This window comes from Paraoerskovia sediminicola, assembly GCF_030296575.1.
GTDB classification, from domain to species: domain Bacteria; phylum Actinomycetota; class Actinomycetes; order Actinomycetales; family Cellulomonadaceae; genus Paraoerskovia; species Paraoerskovia sediminicola.
The window spans coordinates 2,077,639-2,096,860 of the sequence record NZ_AP027729.1; the positions used below are offsets into that span (position 1 = coordinate 2,077,639).

Below are 19,222 nucleotides of genomic sequence, written 5' to 3' on the forward strand. Positions count from 1 at the left end.
GGGGACGCGCGGTCGCCGACCCTGCAGCGGGGCATCGACCTGCTCAGCCCCGGCGTGCCGCCCGAGTGCTGTGGTCACCGCCGGTTAGCGTTCGTAGGTGACTGCTCCGCGTCCCACCTTTGGTGCCAAGACCCTCGCCGAGCTCGCGCGCGCCGCGAACGGTTCGGACCAGGTCCGCGACGACGACGCGCCCCGCCTCGGCGGGCCCGTGCTCGTCCCGGACCCGGACGACGCCGACCTCGTGCGGTCCGCCGTGTCCAGCTGGCGGTCGTCGCTGGTCGAGCTCGCCGGAGGATCGTCGCTCGCCGACATCGAGCGGCTCGGCCATGCCGTCCTCGACCTGAGCGGTGCCCACCCGTCAGGGGTCGCGCAGCTCTTCGCGGGGCGCCCCACGCGGCTGTCGAACATCTTCCGGGAGACGAGCGGGGCCATGCCCGGCGCACGTCGCCGGGCCCGCGCCGTCGTGTCGCGGTCCCAGGAGTACGGACAGTCCTACGGCGTCCCGGCGACCTACCTCGCCATCGGCGTCGCTACCTGGGCCGCCGGCAGGCCCGCACCCGAGTCGGACGACGTCGTGGCGCTCGCCCGCGTGACCGAGGGCGCCGGGCGGACGGACGACGCGCCCTACCTGACGCTCGCGAACCTCGCGGACGACGGTGCTGACGACCGTGCTGACGACCAGGCTCGCGACGGTGCCGACGAGCGTGCCGTCGACGCAGCCCTCGACGGTGCCGAGGGCGACGTCCCCGGCAGGGCCGGGGCCGGGTCGCCGGAGGCCCTGAGCGGGGCCGACGTGAGCACGGTCGACGAGGTCGACGCAGCCCACGAGGCCGATGGGCCGGACACGGCGGCGACGAACGGCGAGAGCCGGGCGGGGACGGAGCCCGCCCCGCTCTCCGCGACCGGACCGGAGGGAAGCCGCGTCGCGGACGAGTCCGACACCTCCCGCGTGCCGGACCCGGAGGCTGCCGAGGAGCCTGGATCGTCGGACCAGGAAAGGCGCGAGGTCGCGCTCCGCGAGCGCATCGTCCGCGCGCCGGTCCTGCTACGACCCATCACGGTCACGCCGATCGGGGACGGCGCAGACTTCGAGCTCGTCCTCGAACCGACGCTCGAGATCAACCCGCTGCTCGCACGCACGCTCCGGTCGCACGGCGCGCTCCTCGACCCGATCGCGCTCGCCCGCAGCACCTTCACGTCCTCGGGGTTCGAGCCGGACGACGCCCTGAACCGCATCCAGGCGCTGGGTGAGGCCGTCCTCCAGGACTTCGACCTCGGCCAGCGCGTCCTCGTCGGTGCCTTCGTCCACCCGGGCCAGCTGCTCGTCGACGACCTGGACGAGGTCTCGACGTCGCTCGAGCGGCACGAGGTGGTCGGCGCGATCGCCGGCGTGGCCGACGCGGTGACGAGCGCGTACCACCCGGCGCCGGACGTCGCTCCCGGCGACGTCGACCCGGCCGTGGAGCGTGGCGTCGGAGACCTCGACCGTGCCCAGCGGCGCGTCCTCGCGACCGTGGCGGCGGGCAACCACGTCTTCGTCGACGCACCCGCTGGAGCCGACGTCCCCGGGACGGTCGCGGCGGTCGTCGCCGACGCCGCCTCGCGCGGGCAGAGCATCCTCTACGTGCCGGGACACCGCCGCGCGGCCGACGCGATGATCGCCAGGCTGGACCGCCTCGGGCTCGGCGACCTGGTCCTCGACGTGCCGGTCACCCCGACGTGGCGGTCCGAGGTCGCCGAGCGGCTCCTGGGCGCGATGTCCGCTGCTCAGGAGGAGCCGAAGACGAGCGGGTCCGACGAGGGCATCGACGCGCTGCTGGGTGCCCGGAGCCGGCTCGCTGCCTACATCGACGCGCTCCACCTCGTCCGGGAACCGTGGCAGGTCTCCGCCTACGACGCGCTGCAGGCGCTCGCGCGCCTCAGCTCGGAGCGCCCTGTGCCGACCACCACCGTGCGGCTCGCCGCGTCCGTCACCCTCGCGGTCGGCGCGGAGCGTCGTGCCGAGCTCGCCCGCGACCTCGAGGAGCTTGCTCGGCTCGGCGCGTTCACGGAGCGCGCGCGCACGACGCCGTGGGCCGGTGCGCACCTGCTGACCGACGCGGCCGCCGACGACACGCTGCTCAGGGTGCAGCGAGTGGCGGAGCAGACCCTGCCGCAGCTGATGCGCCAGGTCGAGGAGGTCGCGACCAGCACCGGGCTGGAGCCCGCCACCTCGATGGCGGAGTGGTCCGACCAGCTCACGATGCTCGGCGGCATGCGGGGGACGCTCGACGTCTTCCTGCCCGAGGTGTTCGAGCGTGCCGCCACGGACATGGTCCACGCGACGGCGACGCGCCAGTGGCGGGCCGAGCGGGGTGTGGAGCTCGGCTGGTCCCAGCGCCGCCGGCTGCGCAAGCAGGCCAAGGACATGGTGCGACCCGGCGTCCGGGTCACGGACCTGCACGCCGCGCTCATCGAGGTCGCCGAGCAGCGCACCGTCTGGCAGCAGCACTGCCCCCGCGGAGGCTGGCCCACCCTGCCCCCGGGTCTCGCCGCGATCGAGGAGACCCAGGAGGCCGTGCGGATCGACCTCGAGGCGCTCTCCCCGATCCTCGCCGACACCGAGATCGTCGCCGGGCCGGACGGCGCCCCCGGCGAGGGCGGGCTCGCCGACCTCCCGTTCCAGGTGCTGGCCGCGCGGCTCGCGTCGCTGGTCGCCGACGCGTCCGCGCTCGAGAGCCTGCCGCAGCGCACCGGGCTGCTCCGGTCGGTGCGAGACGCGGGACTGGGGACGCTCGTCGACGACCTCGCCGCACGGCAGGTCCCCGAGGTCGGGGTCGCCACGGAGCTCGACCTCGCCTGGTGGAGCTCGGTCTTCGAGCAGGTCCTCGCCCAGGACCCCGCGCTCGCCGGGCAGGACAGCGCAGGGCTGGAGGCCCTCGCCTCGCGGTTCCGCGAGCTGGACCGCCGACACGTCGACTCGCTCGCAGGTCGGGTGCGCGACGACGTCCGGGACCACCTGGGCGCCGCGCTCCGCGAGCAGCGCACCGAGGCCGAGCAGCTGTTCTCCGAGCTGATGGGCGGACGCCTCACGAACGTCCGGGACACCTCCGAGCGGTACCCGCGCCTCGTCCGGCGCCTGCGCCCGTGCACGATCGCGACCCCGACGTCCGTGCCGCAGCTCGCCGCGCCGAGCAGGACGGTGGACGTCGTCGTCCTCGACTCCGTCCAGAACACCCCCGTGGAGCACCTGCTCTCCGCGATCGCGCGAGCGCGTCAGGTGGTCGTGCTCGCCGATCCGAGGACGGCGACGGGGACCGCGGTGTCCGAGCTCGCGGACGTCCTGGCGACCGTGACGCTCACCCCGCCGCCGAGCCCCCGGGATCCGGGCATCACCGGGTTCCTCGTCGACCACGGGTACGAGGGACTCCTCGAGCCGGCAGCCCTGCCTCGCTACGAGACGCTCGTCCACCACGACCTCGTCGACGGTCGCGGGATGCCTGACGAGGCGTCCGGGCTCGTCGAGAGCACCCAGGCCGAGGTCGACCGGGTGGTGGAGATCGCGATCGAGCACGCCCTGACCCGCCCCGACGAGTCGTTCGGGATCGTCGCCGCCACCCCGGTGCACGCGGAGCGCATCCGCGAGGCCCTGCTGCAGGAGGTCCGGCGGAGCCCGGCCCTGGCACCGTTCTTCAGCGGCACGCGACCGGAACCGGTCGTGGTCACCGGGCTGCGCGACACGGCCGGGCTCGAGCGCGACACCGTCGTGATCACGATCGGCATCGGCCGGACCCCGCACGGCCGGGTGCTGCACCGGTTCGGGCCGCTCGCCGACGACGGCGCCGACGCGATGCTTCTCGGCGCCGTGGCCGCTGCCCGTCGCTCGGTACGCGTGGTGTCGTGCTTCGAGAGCGCGGACCTCGATCCTGATCGGCTGCGGAGCCCGGGGCACGCCTGCTGCGCGAGCTGCTCGAGGTCGTCGCGGCCCGGAGCGGCGCCCAGGACCAGGTGCTGATCGGCGACGGCCCCGAGGGCGGGCCCGACCGGCTCGTCCTGGACCTCGCGGAGCGGCTGTGGCGGGCAGGCTTGATGGTCGAGACCGACTACGGGACCGGGACGGACCGCCGCATCCCCCTCGTCGTCGGCCACCCCGACCTGCCGAACGAGCTCCTCGTCGCCGTGCTGACCGACGACGCGGAGTACGTCGCCGAGCCGAGCGTCCGCCTCCGCGACCGGCGGCGAGCCGAGGAGCTCGAGGCCCTCGGGTGGACGGTGGTGCAGGTCTGGTCGGCCGCCGCGTTCCTCGACCCGGTGAAGGAGGCCGAGCGGATCCGCCGTGTCGTCCAGGCCGCCCGGGACGGCCGAGGAGCGGTCGCGGTCGGTGCAGCGGGCGTCGGCGCGGCGCGGGCCACCTCCGCCGTCGGGGACCCCGAGCCGGTCGTGATCGAGCTGGACGACGACGCGTGATCTCCCGGTGAGCGGCGACGGCCCGGCGCCTGCGGGGGCGGGTCGCGCGGCCCCGGACGGCCGCGGCCGCGCGCACGCAGGCACGCGCGGCGCAGGTGCAGACGACGCCTCGGCCTCAGACGCGGCGACCGACGGCGTGCGTCGGCGGCACCGACGCGTCGTCCGGCCTGGGACCGAGCAGACGTCGGTCGCCGGTCCGAGCTCGGACGAGCGGCCCCTCGGCCGCGGCAACGCTCCCTCCGACGGAACCGACGAGGGCAACGACCGACGTCTGCGTCAGGACGTGCCGCCCCACTGGTAGGCCCGCCCGCTAGACCCTGGCAGGCCAACCCGATACGCCCATGATGCGCCCGGCCAGGCGGTAGGTCCGGGGCAGGGACCGGACTCGCGGTACTCCGCGGATGCGTCGCGACGGTATCGCGCAGGCGTCGTGCAGGGTTGTCGTCCGGCGAGCGTTCAGTGCCGCGGTGTGGGCGCTGACGGGGAAGACCCGCCCGCGCCGTCCGCGGAGCCCTTCGTGCCGGCGGCGAGCAGGTCGCGGATCTCCCGGAGAGCGAGCACCTCGTCCGACTGCTGCTCCGGCTCCTCCTCCCCGGCGGGGCTCTCGCGACGTGCGGCGAGAGCGTTCATCGGGACGACGATCACGAAGTACACAGCCGCCGCGACGAGCAGGAACTGCAGCGCGGCGTTGAGGATCGTCCCGACGCTGATCACGGCCGACGTGCCGTCGGAGAGCTCGCGGATCGTGATGTCCCACAGGCCGGTCAGGTCGGGCTTGCCGAAGATCGCCGCGATGAGCGGGCTGATCAGGTTGTCCACGATGGCGGTGACGACGGCACCGAACGCGGCGCCGATCACGACTCCGACGGCGAGGTCGACCGCGTTGCCGCGTGCGATGAAGTCCTTGAACCCGGTCAGCATCTTGCTCATGTGCGCCCTCGATCTCTCGGTTCGGTGCGGTGCGGTGCGACGTCGTGCGGTGTCGTGCTCGTCGTGCGCTGTCGTCTCGAGCGGCGGTGGCCCGGCTGCGCTCTGAGCAGATGTTTTCACGGGACCAGGACGGCGGCGATCCGGGACGTCGCCCCGGCGCGCGCGACGGCGACCGCCTCGTCGTCGGACACGGCGACGAGCACCAGAGGCGCCTCCTCCGGTGCGCCCTGGCCGAGCACGGACGCAGCGGTCGGTCCGCTCGTGTCTGCGCCCAGGCCCGCTCCGCTCGTGACCACCGCGCTGCGAGCGATACGCCCCTCGGTCGGGTCGTGCTCGCCCACGAGGTCCAGGGCCACGAGGTCGACGGTGTCCCCAGGGACCAGGAGTTCCGCGATCGCGGGGTCCACGAGTCGCACGGGCACGACGACGGAGCCCGCGGGAGCCGAGTACGTGTGCTGTCCGCCCGCGACCAGGCCGTCGGAGAGCGGGGTCCCTGCGGCGAGGTCGGTCGTCGCGCGACGACCGACGGCCTGCTCGGGTCGCGTGAGGGCTTCCACCGGGACGAGTCGGGTCGGGTACCTCGTGACGCTGACCGCGGCCGCGGTGACCGTCGCGCCGTGGTCGATCCTCTCGGCGACGACGAGCACCGGCCGGGTCGGTGGGTCCGGTGGCGCGAGAACCCCTACGCCCACGGCCGCGGCGCTCCCCAGGCAGACCGCCGCGACGAGATGACGCCACCGCCAGAGCCCTCGTCGAAGCGAGCGGACGGCGCGGTCACGCCGGACCGCGGACGCTGTCGCGCCAGACGACCGGCGCGGGGACGGCTCGCTGCGAGGTAGGTGAGGCACGTCGCGAACCTAGGACGTCGGCGTCCGCGGTTCGGTCGTGGGACGGTCGGCTGTGGGGGAGCGGGGTCTGGCCTGAGCTGTGGACGGAGTGGTTGCGGTCGCACGGCCGGCGAAGTCGGACGGAGCTCGCCGGCAGGGCAGCCGAGGCCTCTCGTCAGCCGGCGGAGCCGGAACCGGAGCCCTTGGACGACGCGGAGGCCGAGGACGACGACGCGGACGACGTGCTGCCGGTCGACTCCTTGCTGCCGGAGGACCCGGAGCCCCCGACGAGTCCTTGGAGCCCGAACCGTCCTTGGAACCCCCGCCGCTCACCGTCGAGCTGGAACCGCTCGAACGGCTCTTCGACCCGGCGCGCGAGTCGGTGCGGTAGAACCCGGAGCCCTTGAAGGTCACGCCGACGGAGGAGAAGACCTTGCGCAGCCGGCCGGAGCACTCCGGGCACGTGGAGAGCGCGTCGTCGGTGAACGACTGGTGGATGTCGAAGGTGTGCTCGCACGCGGTGCAGGCGTAGGCGTAGGTAGGCACGGGTCTCCCGGGGGTCGGTCGTCGTACTCGACCGGCGGCAGTTCGGTCGGCTGGCACTCGGGGTGCCGGAGTGCCGATCATACGTCGCGGCCGCGCGCGGTAGTCTCGCACCGTGTCTGCTGCCCCACCTCCCACCGAGACCGAAGCCGAGCCCGGCGCCGATGCCACGGGCGGCCCGGACGCGCAACCGGGCCGGCGACGCGCCTGGCGCGCCGTCGCCACGACCGTGGCGATCGTCGTGGTCCTCGCGCTCGTCGCGGTGACGGTCTTCTCCGTGGTGGTGCTGCGTCGTCCGCTCCCCGACACGGGCGGCGACCTGACGCTCGGGGGCCTGCAGAGCGACGTGACGGTGCAGCGCGACGCGCAGGGCGTGCCCACGATCACCGCGTCGAGCGACCACGACCTGTTCATGGCCCAGGGCTACGTCCAGGCCCAGGACCGCTTCTTCGAGATGGACTACCGGCGCCACGTGACGTCCGGGCGCCTGGCGGAGCTCGTCGGCGACCAGCCCGAGGCGATCGCCGCCGACAAGGTCACGCGGACGTTCGGCTGGCGCGACGTCGCCGAGCAGGAGTGGGAGCTCGTCTCGCCCGAGACCCGTGCGTACCTGCAGGCGTACGCCCAGGGCGTGAACGCCTACCTCGAGGGCCGGGACACCGGGGCGATCGCTGTGGAGTACACCGTGCTCGGCCTCCAGGTCGACGTCGAGGAGCCCGAGCCGTGGGACCCGATCGACTCGCTCGCGTGGCTCAAGGCGATGGCCTGGGACCTGCGCGGGAACTACGACGACGAGCTCGACCGCGCCCTCTCGTACGGCACGCTGCGCGACGTCGAGCTCGTCGACGAGCTGTTCCCGCCCTACGACGCCGAGGCGCACACGCCGATCCTCGACCCCGAGGAGGTCGCCGCGACCGTCTCGGGGGCGGAGGAGGCGTCGGCCCCCGTCGAGGACGACGCCCTGGCGCTCGCGGACGACGAGGTCACCGCGGCGCTGCGGTCCGCGTCGGACGCGCTCGCCGCAGTCCCGGTGCTCGTCGGCCGCGGTGAGGACTCCGGGTCGAACTCCTGGGTCGTGTCGGGCGAGCACACGGAGTCCGGGCAGCCGCTGCTCGCGAACGACCCGCACCTGGCCCTGGGTGCCCCCAGCATCTGGGCCCAGGTCGGCCTCCAGTGCAGCACGATCGGTCCGGACTGCACGTTCGACGTCTCGGGCTTCTCGTTCGCAGGTTTCCCGGGGGTGTTCATCGGTCACAACGACCAGCTCGCGTGGGGCCTGACGAACATGGGCGCGGACGTGACCGACTTCTTCGTCGAGCGCGTCGAGGACGGCTCCTACCTGAAGGACGACGAGTGGATCCCGCTCGAGTCCCGACCCGAGACGATCCACGTCAACGGCGGGAGCGACGAGTCCTTCATCGTCCACACCACCGAGCACGGACCTGTCGTGTCCGGGGTGCTGAGCGAGCTCAACGCCGCCATGCACGTCCCGTCGGACGACGTCCCGGTCGGCGGCACGGTCGTGTCGCTCGGCTGGACCGCGCTCACCCCGGGCCGGACGGCGGACGCCGTCTTCGCTCTGGGCAGGGCCGCGGACGCGGCCGACGTGCAGGCTGCCGCCGAGCTGTTCGAGGTGCCGGCGCAGAACATCGTCTTCGCGACCATCGACGGGCACATCGGGTACCAGGCACCAGGGCGCATCCCGATCCGCAAGACGGTGAGCGGTGCGCTGCCGAGCGACGGCTCCTGGCCCCGGCCCGGCTGGGACAGCCGCTATGACTGGACCGGCTACGTCGACCCGGCCGACATGCCCCGGGTGCTCGACCCGGCCGAAGGCTTCATCGTCGCCGCGAACCAGGCCGTGCAGCCGCGCAGCGCTTCGCCGTTCCTCACGACGGACTGGGACTTCGGGTACCGCTCGGAGCGGATCCGGACCCTGCTCGAGGGCAAGATCGCCGACGGTGGCAAGGTCGGCGTCGCCGACATGCAAGAGATCCAGCTCGACGACTGGAGCCCCTTCGCCGAGGCTCTCGTCCCGGCGCTGCTGTCGATCGACGTGGGCGAGGGGTTCGACGCCGACGGCCAGGCGCTCCTGGAGGACTGGGACTACGGCACGGGCGTCGACTCGGCACCGGCCGCGTACTTCGCCGCCGTGTGGAGCAACATCCTGGAGCTGACCTTCTGGGACGACGTGCCGCCGTCGATGCGACCGGCCGGGAGCAGCCAGTCCCTCGCGGTCGTCGAGCAGCTGCTCGAGCGACCGGCGGACCAGCTCTGGGACGACCGCAGCACCGTCGGTCTGGTGGAGACCAGGGACGAGATCCTCAAGGATGCCCTGGTCTCGGCGCGCGCCGAGATGACGACCCAGGTGAGCAAGCGCCCGACCGACTGGGCGTGGGGCAAGGTGCACCAGCTCCGGCTCGAGCACCCGGTGCTCGGCGGTCCGTCGATCCCCGGCGTCGTGCGCAGCATCGTGAACCCCGACCCGGTGGGCATGCCGGGCGGTTCGTCGATCGTCAACGCCGTCGGCTGGGACGCTGCCGCCGGAACGTTCGACGTGACGGCGGGCCCGTCGATGCGGATGGTCGTCGACCTCGGGAACCTGGACGCCTCCACGTGGGTGACGGTGACGGGAGTGTCGGGCCACCCGGCCTCACCCCACTACGACGACCAGCTGGACGCGTGGGCGACCGGTGAGACGTACGCGTGGCCGTTCAGCAGCTCGGCCGTCGACGGCGCCGCGCAGGACGAGGCGACCCTCCGCCCCTGATCCGGGTCCCGTCGGTCAGAGGCGGTGCCAGCCCTCAGGGGTGGCGTAGGCGTCGATGTGGCGGTCGTGCTCCTCGTAGGGGAGGGGCCGCTCGGCAGCGTCGTAGACCTCGGACGGGTAGACGAGCGCGACCACCATCGTGCCGGGGCGGACGTGGGCGAGCGCGCGGTCGTACCACCCGCCGCCCTGACCGAGCCGGACCCCTGAGGTGTCGACGGCGAGCGCGGGAGCGATGACGACGTCGGCGTCCGCCAGCGTCTGCGGGCCGAGCGGCGGCGTCCCGGGCTCCGGGGGCGTCCGGGCGCGCGCACGGTGAGGTTCTCGTTGCCGTCGAACTCCGCCCAGTCCCGCTGCAGTCCGGCGCCGAGCACGGGGAGCAGCACGCGGGTGCCACGGGCGGCGAGCAGGTCGAGGATCGGCGCGGTGCCTGGTTCGTTGGGCCGGGCCGCGTACGACGCGACGCATGACGCGCCCGCCACCGCGGGGATGGTCGCGACGACCTCGGCGAGCGCTGCGGCGGCCTCGGTGCGCAGTCGCGCCGACCGCTCTTCGCGGCCGGCCCGGATCGCCTGGCGCAGGGCGATCTTCGCGTCCTCCGGATCGGTGGACGCGAGGACGGGGTAGGGCTGCGGGGGCCGCTCATGCGTGCATTCTCGCAAAGATCCGACTCTTGCGAGCATCTCGACATCCGGGGGCCTATGCTCTCGCCGTATCGAGTCCGCGGCGGGGCCGCGACACCGCCCGTCTGATTGCGAGCAGCACATGTCCCAGGGGGCGAAGGGTCTGTGGGGGCGAGTCGCGCGCCCGTGGCCGGTCGTCCTGGTCGAGGAGATCCCGGCCGGGCGCCTCGAGCTCCGTCCGCTGCACCGGCGTGACGCCGACGACTGGATGGACCTGAGGGCGCGCAACGCGACCTGGCTCGACCGCTGGGAGGCGACGTCACCGCACCCCGGCACCGGTAGTGCCCCGACGTTCGGCGAGTACGTGCGGACGCTCTCGTCGCAGGGCAGGGCGGGTACCGCCCTGCCGTTCGCCGTCGACCTCGAGGACGAGCTCGTCGGTCAGCTCACCGTCTCGAGCATCACGCGCGGCTCGCTCGAGTCGGCCAGCATCGGGTACTGGGTCGGGGAGCACGTCGCCGGGCGCAACGTGATCCCGACGGCGGTCGCGATGGCCACCGACTACTGCTTCTCGGTGCTCGGCCTGCACCGCATCGAGATCAACATCCGTCCCGAGAACCGGGCGAGCCTGCGGGTCGTGGAGAAGCTCGGGTTCCGGGACGAGGGCGTGCGCGAGCGGTTCCTGCACATCCAGGGCGACTGGCGCGACCACCGGACGTTCGCGCTGACGGCCGACGAGGTCCCCGACGGACTCCTGCTCCGCGCCCGGGCGATCTGGACGACCCCCTGACCTGTCCCCGGTAGGCCTCGCCGAGCCGCCAGTACCGGAGATCCCGGGGGCTCGCACGCGGGCCCGAGGGTGCCCGACACGCCGCGGCGCGTCCCGATCGTCCCGTTCGGTCTCGCCTACCGTCGTGACGTGAACTCGTCCACGGGAATCGTCGCGCTGATGCTCGTCGTCCTGTGGCTCGCCTACTTCCTCCCCACCCGTGTCCAGCAGCGTCAGCAGCTGCTCGACTCGCAGCTGGGGGATCGGTTCTCCGGGTCGCTCAGAGTTCTCGCGGTCGCGGGTGGTTCGCCCCGCGGGTCGGCTCCGGACGTGGCACGCACGGGTCGTCGGACGGCGGACGCGCACCTGCCGGGGGCAGCCCCGGTCCTGATGATCGAGCAGCACGAGAGGCCTCGACCCATGAGCAGCACCTACGCACCTCGCCCGGTCGGCGGGGACGGCGCGAGCCGCCTTGCTCCGACCGGCCTGTCACCGGCGCGCTCCGCGATGCTCGCGCGCCGCGCCGCGGCAGCCCGGCGTCGCCTGATCCTGACGCTGGGTCTGCTGGTCGTGACGGTCGGAGTCGTGGTCGCCGCCGCTGTGGGTGTCCTCGCCTGGGCCGTCGTCGCGGTGCCGGCAGCTCTGCTCGTCGCCGTGCTGGTCCTGGGACGCCGTGCCTCGGCGTCGGCCGCGCGCTCGGACGCTGCCTGGCACGCGGAGCGCAGGGCGCGTGCGGCGTCACGTGCCTCGCGCGACGTGGTGGGCGCTCCGGTGGTCCCGCGCCGTGCCACCGGGCACGCCGTGCGCAGGTCTGCTGCCGAGACCGGGATGATCCCGCGCGTCGCGAGCCCGGCGACCTCTGCAGGCGGCTCGAAGGACGGCGTCGGCTCCGGGGACGGTGGTTCCGAGATCGAGCGCGCTCGGGAGGCCGCCCGAGCCGCCGCGGACGACGAGACCCGGACCGAGGTCATCGCCGTGGTCGAGGCTCCGGTCGGCACGGCGGCCGGCGCGAAGAGCGCACCCGCAGCCGCGGCACCCACGGCCACTGCGCCCGCGACGGCCACCGAGAGCGACGACGACCTGGGCCGTGCCTGGAACCCGGTCCCGGTGCCCCGCCCGACCTACACGATGAAGCCGGCCGCGCCGCGGCGGGAGCCCGCTCCGCTGACCGACGCGACGCCCACGGTCCGCCGGGGCGACGCCGGACCCGTGCGCACCGCCGCGCCGGCCGCGGCGACCCCTGCGGCGGTGCACCCCGAGTCCCTCGGGGTCGACCTCAACCAGGTCCTCGCTCGCCGGCGCGCTGCCGGTCAGTGATCGTCCGCTCGTCCGACGGTGTCTCGCGGAGCGCCCGGTGTGCGGCTCGGCAGGGCCGCGCAGCGGGGCGCGAGCGGATTCCACGATCACTCTCCCGGGGTGCTAATGTTGGCTCCGCCTTGGGGCTATGGCGCAGTTGGTAGCGCGTCTCGTTCGCAATGAGAAGGTCGGGGGTTCGAATCCCCCTAGCTCCACCGGAGAAGGCCCGGAACCGCATGGTTCCGGGCCTTCCGTCGTCCCGTGGGCCCGTCGCGCACGGGCCCGGTCGTCCCGCTGCTCAGTCGTCCCGTCTCAGTGAGGTGCCTGTGATCCCCGTCGTCCCGCTCCCGTCGATCGTCCGCGAGCTCGAGGGAACCGTCCCGGTGCCCTCCCTCGTCGTGGTGTCGGACGCCGGGGTACCGGATCGGGTGCAGGCCGTCGCCGCGCAGCGTCTCGCCAGAGCCGCGCGCTTGGGTGACGCGCAGGGTGGCACGCCGGGGGAGGGGCAGAGCGACCAGCCGGGCACGCAGATCGGGTCGCCGGTCGAGGTGCGGCTCGTGCTCGACGAGACAGCCGGGCCGGAGGGCTCGGCGTCGTCGGAGCGGTACACGCTCGAAGTCCGCGAGGACGGCGTCAGGGTCGCCGCTCCCGGACCCGAGGGCCTCCAGCACGGCGTCAGCACGCTGTGCCAGCTGCTCGTCGCGGCCCGCGCGGTCGCCGGGACCGATGCCGACGCGGATGCTGACGTGCTCGACCTGCCGTGCGTCGTCGTCCACGATGCGCCGCGCTACGCGTGGCGGGGCTTCTCGCTCGACATCGCCCGGAACTTCTTCGGTCCCGACGCGATCGAGCGCGTGATCGACCAGGTCCTGGACCATCGGATGAACGTGCTGCACCTGCACCTCACGGACGACCAGGGTTGGCGCATCGAGTCCCCGTCGCGCCCGGAGCTCACCGAGCGCGGCTCGTCGACCCAGATGGGGGACGGGCCCGGCGGGTTCCTGTCGCTGGCCGACTACGACCGGATCCAGGACTACGCCGCCGACCGCGGCATCACCGTGGTCCCGGAGATCGACGTGCCCGGGCACACGAACGCGGCGACGCACGTGTACGGCGACCTCCGGCCGGACGGCGTCCCGACGGCGGCGTACCGGGGCATGGAGGTCGGGTTCTCGGGCCTCGCCTACGACCTGCCGGCCACCGAGCCGTTCCTGCGCGCCGTGTTCGGGGACCTCGCGGCGGCGACCCGCGGTGAGTTCGTCCACTTCGGCGGTGACGAGGCGCACGCGATGGAGGCACCCGAGTACGCGCGGCTCGTCGAGCTGTGCGAGCGGATCGTGCTCGAGACCGGCAAGAAGGCCGTGGCCTGGCAGGAGGCCGCCCACGCCGAGCTCCGGCCCGGCACGCTCGTGCAGTTCTGGGACACCAACGCGAAGGACCACGACGCGCTCGTGCGCGCGGCGGAGCAGGGCGCGCGGTTCCTCGTCTCGCCCGGCAACCGGTCGTACCTCGACATGCACTACGTCGAGGGCTACCCCTCGGGCAGGACTGGGCGGGGATCGTCGAGCTGCGCGACTCGTACGAGTGGGACCCCGAGTCGGTGGTCGACGGTCTGCCAGCCGACGCGATCGAGGGCGTGGAGGCCGCGGTGTGGACCGAGACCATCGACACGGAGGCCAAGCTCTACGAGATGCTGCTGCCCCGGCTCGCCGCGGTCGCCGAGGTCGCGTGGACCGACCCGGCCCGCAAGGACTGGTCCGGGTTCCGCGCGCGCATCGCCTCGGTGGCGTCCGCGTGGGACCGGGACGGGCTCCCCTTCTACCGTTCGCCGCAGGTGGACTGGTAGCGGGTCAGATCCAGCTGGTCAGCCACATGTGCTGGTGCCAGAACTCGTAGCTGACCTGCATGCCGGACCAGAGCGGGTAGAAGTACGCGCCGGCGAGCCCGGCCAGGGCGAGCGCGATCCCGATGCCCCACCGCACGCGCCGTCGCGCCGTCGCGCGACCCTCGGTGTGCTCGAGGGCGAGCGTCATCGCGTAGACGAGCGCGAGCACCATCCAGGGGACGAACACGACCGAGTAGAACGTGAAGATGGTGCGGTCCGGCGTCAGGAGCCACGGGACCCACCCGGCGACCAGGCCGACGAGCACGGCCGAGGCACGCCAGTCGAAGCGGCGCACGAGGAACCAGACGGTGACGAGCAGCGCGACGGTCCCGAGCCACCAGACGGCCGGGTTGCCGACGGCGGAGATCGCCTCGACGCACCGGTCCGCTCCGCAGGTCCCGCTGCCGTCGTCGAACGACTCGAAGTAGAACGACGTCGGCCGCAGCTGGAGCGGCCAGCCCCACGGGTTCGACGCGTAGGGGTGCTCGGCGGAGAGCCCCGTGTGGAACGTCCACATCGAGACGTGGTACTCCCAGAACGACCGCAGCGACTCGGGGAGCCACGTCACACCCTCGCCCGGGTGCGTCGCCGCCCACTGCCGCATGTACCCCTCGGACGAGGCGAACCAGGACGCCCAGGTGGCGAGGTAGGTGAGCAGCGCCGTCGGCAGCATGATGAGCGCGGCGGGTACGGCGTCCACCATGAAGGTGTCCTCCCACCAGCGCTTCACGCCGACCTTGCGTCGCGCGGTGGCGTCCCAGAGGACCGACAGGAGCGCGAGCGCGGCGAGGAAGTACAGCCCGGACCACTTGGTGCCGCACGCGAGGCCGAGCGCGACCGCGGCCGCGAAGCGCCACCAGCGCCAGCCGAGCCGCGGCCCGTACCGCCCGATCGCCCCGCCGGAGTCGAGGACGTCCGCGACCTTGCTCGCGAGCCGACGCCGCGAGCTGTCGCGGTCGCGCAGGATGCACCAGAACGCGACGAGCACCCAGAACATGAGGAACCCGTCGAGCAGGGTGATGCGGGACAGGACGATCGCCTCGCCGTCGACCGCGAGCAGGGCTCCCGCGGCGACGCCCATCGCCGTCGACGCGAACAGGCGCCGCGCGACGCGGGCGAGGAGGAAGACGGCGAGCGTCCCGACGACGGCCGCCGAGACGCGCCAGCCGAACGAGCTCTCGGCGCCAGGGCCGGCCATACCGAGGGCGATCATCCACTTGCCGAGCTGGGGGTGGACGACGTACGACGCCTCGGGCAGGTATCCGTCGACCTGGCCCGCCTCGAAGGCCGCGTTCGGGTCGTCCGGCCAGGAGCCCTCGTAGCCGAGGTTCAGCAGCGTCCACGAGTCCTTGACGTAGTAGGTCTCGTCGAACACGAGCTCGTGGGGGTGGCCGAGGTTCCACAGGCGCAGCACGCCGGCGACGAGCGTGACCAGCGCGGGGCCGAGCCAGGCCCACAGGCGGTCGTTCGCCGTCGCCCCGAGAGCGAGGGTCCGGGCGCCGAGGAGGAGCTCGAGCATGCGCTCGTGCGCCGCGGACCGGGTACCGCCGACGACCGTCGGTGCGAGATCCGTGGCCGGGGCGCCGTCGTCGCTGCCGGTCGACGATCCGGTCGGCGGCTCCTCGCGAGGGTCTGTCTGCACGGAGGTCATGCTAGGGCCGTTCGGCGTGCCAGAGTGGTGTCATGTCGAAGTCCGGTGGCGCGGTCCAGGGAGATTCCGAGGGGCCGTCCCGGCGGGCGGGGGGCGGACGACGCCGTGGCGCAGCGCAGGACGCTCCCGCCGGGCGGGGCGCTGGTCCTCGCGGGCACCCCGATCGGCAACGCGGACGACGCCTCGGCGCGGCTCGTGGACCTCATCGAGCACGCGGAGGTGATCGCCGCCGAGGACACCCGACGGCTCCACGCGCTCGCGGGTCGGCTCGGCGTGAAGGTCGGTGCTCGGGTCGTCAGCTGCCACGAGCACAACGAGGCCGAACGGGCCGACGAGCTGCTCGACGTCGTCGAGGGGGCGGCGTGGTGGCCGTGGTCACCGATGCGGGCATGCCCAGCGTCTCGGACCCGGGCTACCGGATCGTCACACGCGCGATCGAGCGGGGACTGGCGGTGACCGCCGCGCCCGGGCCGAGCGCCGTCCTCACCGCGCTCGCGCTGTCCGGGCTGCCCACCGACCGCTTCAGCTTCGAGGGTTTCGCCCCGCGCAAGCCGGGGAGCGGGCCCGGGCGTTCGCGGCGCTCGCGCGCGAGCCCCGGACGATGGTGTTCTTCGAGGCCCCGCACCGCATCGCCGACACGCTCGCCTCGATGACCGAGGCGTTCGGCGCCGAGCGGTCTGCCGCCGTCTGTCGCGAGCTCACCAAGACGTACGAGGAGGTCCTGCGGGGTGGCCTCGGTGACCTCGCGGCGCGGGCCGAGGACGGACTGCGGGGCGAGATCTGCGTGGTGGTCGGTGGAGCCCCGGCCCGCGAGGCGGCGTCCGAGGCCGACCTGGTCGCGGAGGTGCTCGCCCGGGTCGACGGCGGCGAACGGCTCAAGGAGGCCGTCGCCGAGGTGGCGGAGGCCTCGGGCGTGCAGAAGCGCGCTCTCTACGGCGCGGCGCTCGCGGCCCGCAAGTCCTGACCGGAGGCGGGCGGAGCCGGCAGGGTCAGGCGTTCGAGGCGCGCAGCGTCACGCCGGCCCCCGCATCGCTGCCCGGGCCGTCTCCCCGAGCTCGACCGTGACCGGTGCCGTGAGGTCGGTGAGAACGGTCGTGGCGAGCCCGAGGCGTGCGGCGTCCAGCGCGGTGTCCTTCACGCAGTGCGACTCCGCGAGGCCGACGACGTCGACGGACCCGACCCCCGCCGCGGCGAGGATGTCGGCGAGGGGACGGCCGTCGTCGTCCACCCCCTCGAAGCCGCTGTAGGCCGCCGCGTACTCACCCTTCTTCACCGCCGCGTCCGCGGCGAGGCCGTCGAGCGCCGGGTGGAGCGCGGCCTCCGCGGTCCCTGCGACGCCGTGCGGCGGCCACGTGTCGACGAAGTCCGGTTCCTCGGGTGGGGTCGCGAAGTGCCGGCCGGGGTCGACGTGCCAGTCCTGGGTGGTGACGATCAGCGCGTAGTCGTCCCGGTGCGTCCCGGCGAAGTCGGCGACGCGGTGCGCGACGGCGTCCCCGCCCTCGACCGGGAGGGCGCCGCCTTCGCAGAAGGTGGGTTGCACGTCGACGACGATCAGGGCGCGGGCGGTGCCCGCGGCGTCGGACGGCGTGGCCGGCTGCGGTGCTGCGTGCGGGTGCGTGTCGGTCATGCGTCCACGATGTCACCACCCGGGCCGGGACGACAGGCCCGGCGATAGCCTGAGGACATGCCACGCGAGATGGAGTTCCGGCGGATCCCCGGACTGCCCCCGTACGTCTTCACGATCATCGACGGCCTCAAGCAGGAGGCGCGCCGCGCCGGCCGGGACGTCGTCGACCTGGGATTCGGCAACCCCGACCTGCCGAGCCCTGAGATCGCCGTCGAGAAGCTGGCCGAGGCCGCGCACAACACGCGCAACCACCGCTACTCCGCGTCCCGGGGCATCCCGAAGCTCCGCGAGGCCGCGGCGGCGCTGTACCAACGGAGGTTCGGCGTCACGCTCGACCCCGACACCGAGATCATCTCGACGATCGGCGCGAAGGAGGGCTTCAGCCACCTCATGTGGGTGCTCCTGCAGCCCGGCGACGCCGCGATCGTCCCGACGCCGAGCTACCCGATCCACATCTGGGGGCCCTACTTCGCGGGCGCGGACGCCCGTCAGGTCCCGATCGGCGACGGCACGGACGCGGCCGGGTACATCGACCGGGTCATGGAGGCGTGGGAGTACGGGTGGCCCAAGCCGCGCGTCGTGGTCCTGTCGTTCCCGCACAACCCGACGACGACGTTCGCCACCAAGGCGGACCTGCAGCGGCTCGTCGACTGGGCGCAGGAGCGCGACGTCGTCCTCGTCCACGACCTCGCCTACGCGGACATGACGTTCGACGGCCGCACGCCGCCGTCGATCATGGAGTGCGACGGCGCCAAGGAGGTCGCGGTCGAGCTGTACTCGATGACCAAGTCCTTCTCCATGGCGGGCTGGCGGGTGGCGTTCCTCGTCGGCCGCCGCGACGTCGTCGGCGCCCTGGCGAAGCTCAAGAGCTACCTGGACTACGGGACGTTCCAGCCCGTGCAGATCGCGGCGACCGTCACGCTCAACGAGGCGACCGAGTACCCGGCCGAGGTCTCGGAGATCTACGAGTCGCGCCGCAACGCCCTGTGCGACGGGCTCGACCGGATCGGGTGGGACATCCAGCGACCGGCGGGGACGATGTTCGCGTGGGCGCGGATCCCCGAGCCGTACCGCGACATGGGGTCGATCGAGTTCGCGACGCACCTCGTCGAGGAGTGCGACGTCGCCGTGTCCCCGGGGGTCGGGTTCGGTACGGGTGGCGAGGGGTTCGTGCGGTTCGCGCTCATCGAGAACGAGCACCGCATCGCCCAGGCCGTGCGCGGTCTCAAGCGCGGGCTGACGCGGCTGTAGCGCCGGCGTCGGGCCCGCTGCAGCATCGCGCGTGTTTCCTGACAGCAGTGAAATGCCTCACTTCGAGTTTACTTACGTCTTCTCCGTTGGATAGCGTTAAGGCGCTGACCCGGGCCGTGCCCCTCGGCGACCACTGGTGATCGTCGGGGTTCTCGCGGACCCGGGACAGCACTAGCAGCGCCCGGCGAGGAGAGGTAGCGATGAGCGTCACGACAGGTGTGCGGACCGCGTTCGAGTACCCCGGACGTGACGCGTCCGAGTTCGACCGGTCCTCGCGCCCTGCGATCGCCTCGCTCGTGCGCAAGGGACACCCGGAGACGACGGTCCGGCGCGCCATGGCCGACATCGGTCGTAGCTTCGACGGACGTGACGTGCGCGTCTTCGCCACCGGGCCCGAGATCTTCGTCGTCGCGGCGCACGGAGAGGACATGCCGATCCCCACGGACCAGCCGGCCGTCGTGGCCAGGTTCAGCTCGGCCCGCGTGCGGTTCACGCTCATGGAGCCCGCCGAGCTCGAGGTCGACGCGGTCGTCCTCGGGAGCGCTGCGCCTCGCGACGCCGCCCGGAGGTTCTCGGCCTATGTACGCGAGCACCTCGCCCGCTGACC

The 19,222-nt window shown here is 73.4% G+C and carries 14 protein-coding genes, 1 tRNA gene and 3 pseudogenes; 11 read left to right on the forward strand and 7 right to left on the reverse strand.

What is annotated here, in order from left to right; all coding sequences use genetic code 11:
* The first annotated feature begins 97 nt into the window (after nucleotides 1-97).
* Both QUE47_RS09740 and QUE47_RS09745 read left to right on the forward strand, forming a co-directional pair.
* Entirely contained in the window at nucleotides 98-3,994 is a 3,897-nt protein-coding gene (locus QUE47_RS09740; RefSeq protein ID WP_286217127.1) for a DEAD/DEAH box helicase family protein, read from the forward strand.
* Nucleotides 3,988-4,446 (forward strand): hypothetical protein, encoded by a 459-nt coding sequence (locus QUE47_RS09745; protein ID WP_286217128.1) that lies wholly within the window; start codon nucleotides 3,988-3,990, stop codon nucleotides 4,444-4,446. The genes QUE47_RS09740 and QUE47_RS09745 overlap by 7 nt, the downstream gene beginning before the upstream one ends.
* 456 nt (nucleotides 4,447-4,902) lie before the next feature.
* On the opposite strand, the gene mscL is transcribed toward QUE47_RS09745, so the two are convergent.
* The 3 genes from mscL to QUE47_RS09760 form a co-directional block, all read right to left on the reverse strand.
* Complete coding sequence (gene mscL, locus QUE47_RS09750; protein WP_350227514.1) at nucleotides 4,903-5,376, reverse strand: large conductance mechanosensitive channel protein MscL; 474 nt, start codon at nucleotides 5,374-5,376, stop codon at nucleotides 4,903-4,905.
* 116 nt (nucleotides 5,377-5,492) lie between these two features.
* Nucleotides 5,493-6,023, reverse strand: coding sequence for an SAF domain-containing protein (locus QUE47_RS09755; RefSeq protein WP_286217129.1), 531 nt, complete (start codon nucleotides 6,021-6,023; stop codon nucleotides 5,493-5,495).
* A gap of 210 nt (nucleotides 6,024-6,233) precedes the next feature.
* On the reverse strand, nucleotides 6,234-6,830 hold the full coding sequence (locus QUE47_RS09760; RefSeq protein ID WP_286217130.1) for an FmdB family zinc ribbon protein: 597 nt from the start codon (nucleotides 6,828-6,830) through the stop codon (nucleotides 6,234-6,236).
* 31 nt (nucleotides 6,831-6,861) lie between these two features.
* Between QUE47_RS09760 and QUE47_RS09765 the strand changes: the two genes are divergently transcribed.
* The gene (locus tag QUE47_RS09765; RefSeq protein WP_434019672.1) at nucleotides 6,862-9,516 is read left to right on the forward strand and encodes a penicillin acylase family protein; all 2,655 of its coding nucleotides are present in this window, start codon (nucleotides 6,862-6,864) and stop codon (nucleotides 9,514-9,516) included.
* 15 nt (nucleotides 9,517-9,531) lie between these two features.
* Here QUE47_RS09765 and QUE47_RS09770 read toward each other — a convergent pair whose 3' ends face one another.
* A complete protein-coding gene (locus tag QUE47_RS09770; protein ID WP_350227515.1) occupies nucleotides 9,532-9,981 on the reverse strand; it encodes a 5-formyltetrahydrofolate cyclo-ligase in 450 nt (149 codons plus the stop codon).
* Nucleotides 9,879-10,280 (reverse strand): annotated as a pseudogene (locus tag QUE47_RS17390) (5-formyltetrahydrofolate cyclo-ligase); the annotation flags it as partial. The gene QUE47_RS09770 and the pseudogene QUE47_RS17390, both read right to left, overlap by 103 nt.
* Between QUE47_RS17390 and QUE47_RS09775 the strand changes: the two are divergent.
* From QUE47_RS09775 to QUE47_RS09795, 5 genes and pseudogenes are all read left to right on the forward strand, one after another.
* Nucleotides 10,279-10,926, forward strand: a complete 648-nt coding sequence (locus QUE47_RS09775; RefSeq protein ID WP_286217131.1) for a GNAT family N-acetyltransferase — start codon at nucleotides 10,279-10,281, stop codon at nucleotides 10,924-10,926. The pseudogene QUE47_RS17390 and the gene QUE47_RS09775 overlap by 2 nt on opposite strands.
* A 129-nt stretch (nucleotides 10,927-11,055) precedes the next feature.
* Complete coding sequence (locus QUE47_RS09780) at nucleotides 11,056-12,222, forward strand: hypothetical protein (RefSeq protein ID WP_286217132.1); 1,167 nt, start codon at nucleotides 11,056-11,058, stop codon at nucleotides 12,220-12,222.
* Between the two features lie 121 nt (nucleotides 12,223-12,343).
* Nucleotides 12,344-12,416 (forward strand) — tRNA-Ala (locus QUE47_RS09785).
* A 21-nt stretch (nucleotides 12,417-12,437) separates the two neighbouring features.
* Nucleotides 12,438-13,667: pseudogene (locus QUE47_RS09790) on the forward strand (family 20 glycosylhydrolase); the annotation flags it as partial.
* A gap of 134 nt (nucleotides 13,668-13,801) precedes the next feature.
* Nucleotides 13,802-14,047, forward strand: coding sequence for a family 20 glycosylhydrolase (locus QUE47_RS09795; RefSeq protein WP_286217133.1), 246 nt, complete (start codon nucleotides 13,802-13,804; stop codon nucleotides 14,045-14,047).
* A gap of 4 nt (nucleotides 14,048-14,051) precedes the next feature.
* Here the strand turns inward: QUE47_RS09795 and QUE47_RS09800 are convergent, their stop codons facing one another.
* The gene (locus QUE47_RS09800) at nucleotides 14,052-15,737 is read right to left on the reverse strand and encodes a dolichyl-phosphate-mannose--protein mannosyltransferase (protein ID WP_434019673.1); all 1,686 of its coding nucleotides are present in this window, start codon (nucleotides 15,735-15,737) and stop codon (nucleotides 14,052-14,054) included.
* Between the two features lie 105 nt (nucleotides 15,738-15,842).
* Here QUE47_RS09800 and rsmI point away from each other — a divergent pair.
* Nucleotides 15,843-16,701, forward strand: a pseudogene (gene rsmI / locus QUE47_RS09805) (16S rRNA (cytidine(1402)-2'-O)-methyltransferase).
* Nucleotides 16,702-16,749: 48 nt separating this feature from the next.
* On the opposite strand, the gene QUE47_RS09810 reads toward rsmI, so the two are convergent.
* Nucleotides 16,750-17,364 carry an isochorismatase family protein gene (locus QUE47_RS09810; protein WP_286217135.1) on the reverse strand — a complete coding sequence of 205 codons (615 nt, stop codon included), beginning with the start codon at nucleotides 17,362-17,364 and terminating at the stop codon, nucleotides 16,750-16,752.
* Between the two features lie 57 nt (nucleotides 17,365-17,421).
* Between QUE47_RS09810 and QUE47_RS09815 the strand changes: the two genes are divergently transcribed.
* Both QUE47_RS09815 and QUE47_RS09820 read left to right on the forward strand, forming a co-directional pair.
* The gene (locus QUE47_RS09815; protein ID WP_286217136.1) at nucleotides 17,422-18,615 is read left to right on the forward strand and encodes an aminotransferase class I/II-fold pyridoxal phosphate-dependent enzyme; all 1,194 of its coding nucleotides are present in this window, start codon (nucleotides 17,422-17,424) and stop codon (nucleotides 18,613-18,615) included.
* A gap of 200 nt (nucleotides 18,616-18,815) precedes the next feature.
* Nucleotides 18,816-19,220 (forward strand): hypothetical protein, encoded by a 405-nt coding sequence (locus QUE47_RS09820; RefSeq protein ID WP_286217137.1) that lies wholly within the window; start codon nucleotides 18,816-18,818, stop codon nucleotides 19,218-19,220.
* Nucleotides 19,221-19,222 lie beyond the last annotated feature (2 nt).

Excerpts from the sequence above, each read along its gene's own strand:
- mscL (WP_350227514.1), bottom strand. The coding sequence starts at position 5,376 with ATGAGCAAGATGCTGACCGGGTTCAAGGACTTCATCGCACGCGGCAAC.
- QUE47_RS09760 (WP_286217130.1), bottom strand. The coding sequence starts at position 6,830 with ATGATCGGCACTCCGGCACCCCGAGTGCCAGCCGACCGAACTGCCGCC.
- QUE47_RS09770 (WP_350227515.1), bottom strand. The coding sequence starts at position 9,981 with ATGCGTCGCGTCGTACGCGGCCCGGCCCAACGAACCAGGCACCGCGCC.
- QUE47_RS09775 (WP_286217131.1), top strand. The coding sequence starts at position 10,279 with ATGTCCCAGGGGGCGAAGGGTCTGTGGGGGCGAGTCGCGCGCCCGTGG.
- QUE47_RS09800 (WP_434019673.1), bottom strand. The coding sequence starts at position 15,737 with ATGACCTCCGTGCAGACAGACCCTCGCGAGGAGCCGCCGACCGGATCG.
- QUE47_RS09810 (WP_286217135.1), bottom strand. The coding sequence starts at position 17,364 with ATGACCGACACGCACCCGCACGCAGCACCGCAGCCGGCCACGCCGTCC.
- QUE47_RS09815 (WP_286217136.1), top strand. The coding sequence starts at position 17,422 with ATGCCACGCGAGATGGAGTTCCGGCGGATCCCCGGACTGCCCCCGTAC.
- QUE47_RS09820 (WP_286217137.1), top strand. The coding sequence starts at position 18,816 with ATGAGCGTCACGACAGGTGTGCGGACCGCGTTCGAGTACCCCGGACGT.